General features: G+C 67.1%; 4 protein-coding genes and 1 pseudogene. 1 reads left to right on the top strand and 4 read right to left on the bottom strand.

Going from position 1 to position 2,831, the window contains the following annotated elements; all coding sequences use genetic code 11:
- The 4 genes from VFV67_RS24740 to VFV67_RS24755 form a co-directional block, all read right to left on the bottom strand.
- A partial coding sequence (locus VFV67_RS24740) for a hydrogenase expression protein HypE (protein ID WP_326473025.1) occupies nucleotides 1-885 on the bottom strand: 885 nt, incomplete at its 3' end.
- A 6-nt stretch (nucleotides 886-891) separates the two neighbouring features.
- Nucleotides 892-1,578: an SIS domain-containing protein gene (locus VFV67_RS24745; RefSeq protein WP_326473026.1), complete on the bottom strand. Its 687-nt coding sequence runs from the start codon at nucleotides 1,576-1,578 to the stop codon at nucleotides 892-894.
- Nucleotides 1,575-1,793 carry a HypC/HybG/HupF family hydrogenase formation chaperone gene (locus tag VFV67_RS24750; protein WP_326473027.1) on the bottom strand — a complete coding sequence of 73 codons (219 nt, stop codon included), beginning with the start codon at nucleotides 1,791-1,793 and terminating at the stop codon, nucleotides 1,575-1,577. The genes VFV67_RS24745 and VFV67_RS24750 overlap by 4 nt, the downstream gene beginning before the upstream one ends.
- A complete protein-coding gene (locus VFV67_RS24755) occupies nucleotides 1,790-2,419 on the bottom strand; it encodes an SIS domain-containing protein (protein ID WP_326473028.1) in 630 nt (209 codons plus the stop codon). The genes VFV67_RS24750 and VFV67_RS24755 overlap by 4 nt, the downstream gene beginning before the upstream one ends.
- A gap of 241 nt (nucleotides 2,420-2,660) precedes the next feature.
- On the opposite strand from VFV67_RS24755, the pseudogene VFV67_RS24760 reads away from it, so the two are divergent.
- Nucleotides 2,661-2,831: pseudogene (locus VFV67_RS24760) on the top strand (hydrogenase expression protein HypE); the annotation flags it as partial.

Below are 2,831 nucleotides of genomic sequence, written 5' to 3' on the forward strand. Positions count from 1 at the left end.
GTCCATGAAGGGCATGAATTTGTCGGGGAAGCCGGGCATGGTGCAGGCGATGCAGATGCCGCCGACGTTGGGGCAGCCGCCCACGCCGTTGATCCAGCCGCGTTTGGGTACGTTGCACTTGACGACCGGGCCCCAGCAGCCGAGTTTGACCAGGCATTTGGGCGAGCCGTACTCCTTGGCGAACTCGCCCTGCTCGTAGTAGCCGGCCCGGTCGCAGCCCTCGTGCACGGTGGCACCGAACAGCCAGGTCGGCCGCAACGCCTCGTCCAGCGGGATCATCGGCGCCTTGCCCGCCGCCTGGTAGAGCAGATACAGGATCGTCTCGGCCAGATTGTCCGGATGTATCGGGCAGCCCGGCACACACACGATCGGGATCCCCGCCTTGGACTTCCACCCCCACCCCAGATAATCCGGCACCCCCATCGCCCCGGTCGGGTTACCCGCCATCGCATGAATCCCGCCATACGTCGCGCAGGTCCCCACCGCCAACACCACCAGCGCCTTGGGCGCCAACCGGTCCAACCATTCACTGGTCGTCATCGGCTGACCGGTGGCCGGATTGTTCCCGAACCCACACCAATACCCCTCGGCCTTGATCGCCTCGTTCGGGATCGACCCCTCCACCACCAGCACAAACGGCTCCAACTCCCCCCGATCCGCCTTGTGCCACCACTCAATGAACGTATCCGCCCCCTGCTCCGGACCACACTCGAAATCGATCAACGGCCAGTGCACCGCCACCCTCGGCAACCCCGGCAACGCCCCCAACACAATCTCCTCAATGCTCGGCTGCGTCGCCGCGGTCAACGCCACCGAGTCCCCATCACAACCCAAACCCCCATTCATCCACAGGATGTGGACCGGCGCTTCCTCTGCGGTAGTCATCAGCGATCATCTCCCAAGCGCGGCGAGCGTGAGCTCCCACAGTGCGTGGTAGAGGGTGGTCTGAGCTTCCTGAATCCGGTGCACCGAGGTGGACGGCACGACGAACAGGTAGTCGATGCTGTCCAGCTCGGCCATCTTGCCGCCGTCGTAGCCGGCGATGCCGACGGCGAACAGGCCGCGGCGGCCGGCCTCGTCGAACGCCCGGACCAGGTTGGCCGAGTTGCCGCTCGTCGACAGCCCGACCGCGATGTCGTCGGCCCGTCCGAACGCGGCGATCTGCCTGGAGAACACCACGTCGAAGCCGACGTCGTTGCACAGCGCGGTGATCACCGCGATGTCGTTGGTCAACCCGATGGCCGGCAGCGGCCGGTACCCGCCGGCCGGACCGTCCGCCGGGCTGAGGAACAGGCTGGCCAGGTCCTGCGCGTCGGTCGAGCTGCCGCCGTTGCCGAAGGCGAGCAGCCGGCCACCCGCGGCGAACCGCGCGGCCATCCGCCCGGCGCACTCGAGCAGCCGGTCCCCGTCGCGCGCCAGCACCCGCTCGCGCAGCTCGACGATCTCCCGCGCCTTGGCCACGGTGGATCGCCGGACCTGCTCCAGCACACCGTCCACATCGGAGTCACCGGCGTACAGGAACGGGTAGAGCGACCGCACATCGGCGGCCGGCCCCGGGGAACCGTGCGCACCGCTCATGAATGATCGCCGCCAAGCACCGCGATCGCCTCGCCGGCGTGCACCAGCACGGTGTCGCCGACCGCGGCCTCGACCAGGGCGACGCTCACCTCCTCCGGTCCGTTCGCGGTGTCCACCACCGCCAGCTCGTCGTCGAGCAGGCGCAGCACGGTCACCGGGACGGCGGTGTCCGAGCAGGTGATGCAGACATCGTCGTGGCATTCCGGAACGTTCATGGCCGGCACACCACCCCGGGATCCAGGACGCCGGGCTGCTCGAAGAACACGTGCACCAGCTCCCACAGCACGTGGTACATGGTCACGTGCACCTCCTTGACCACCCGCGGGTCGTCCGATCGGGCGATCAGCAGGTGGTCGGCGACCCCGCTGGCCGCGATCGGGCCACCGTCGCCGCCGACCAGCGCGACGCACAGCATGCCGAGCTCGCGCGCCTGCCGGAGTCCACTCAGGACGTTCGCGCACCGGCCGTCGGTGGAAAGTCCGAGGGCGATATCCGCCGGCTCGGCGAGAAAGCGGATCTGGTGGGCGAACGTCGCGTCGAGCCCGACCCGGTTGGCGATACCGGTCAGCGTGGCCACGTCGGAGGTCAGCGAGATGGCCGGAAGAGCGCGTTTGCCGACGATTACCGGATGCACGAACTCGACCGCAACATGCTGGGCATCCGTGCTCGGGCCGCCATTTCCGAAAACCACGAGTTTCGCGCCCCGGTGGAATCGCATCGCCATCGCATGACATGCTTGCGCCACGTCCATCGCGTGCTCGGCGAGATCGTTCAGTGGTGCGGTCCGGCGGGCCAACAACTCGTCGACCGCAACCGGTCCGGACGGTGGCAGTTGCGACATCTGGACACCTCTGTCCGAGTGACGACACAAGTGTTCGCCGTTTCGGTGATCGAGTCAATCCATGAGCAAACCGTATGACCCTCGCGGGACCCCGGCAACCCGAGCGGACCTGCGAAGTCTCCGATTATCGGATTTCCGGACGACAGATCTGTCTTGCTGGTCCAGCGGTACGGGGCTAACGTTTTTCTGTGGCCCACCGGTGACGCCCACCCATTTTCCCCACCCCCGTTCGAGGTCAGCGATGACAAGTGTCGGGAAGTCCGACAGCGACACCCCCGTGCACATCCTGTGGATGAATGGGGGTTTGGGTTGTGATGGGGACTCGGTGGCGTTGACCGCGGCGACGCAGCCGAGCATTGAGGAGATTGTGTTGGGGGCGTTGCCGGGGTTGCCGAGGGTGGCGGTGCACTGG

The organism is Actinophytocola sp. (genome assembly GCF_035762905.1).
GTDB lineage: Bacteria > Actinomycetota > Actinomycetes > Mycobacteriales > Pseudonocardiaceae > DASYTH01.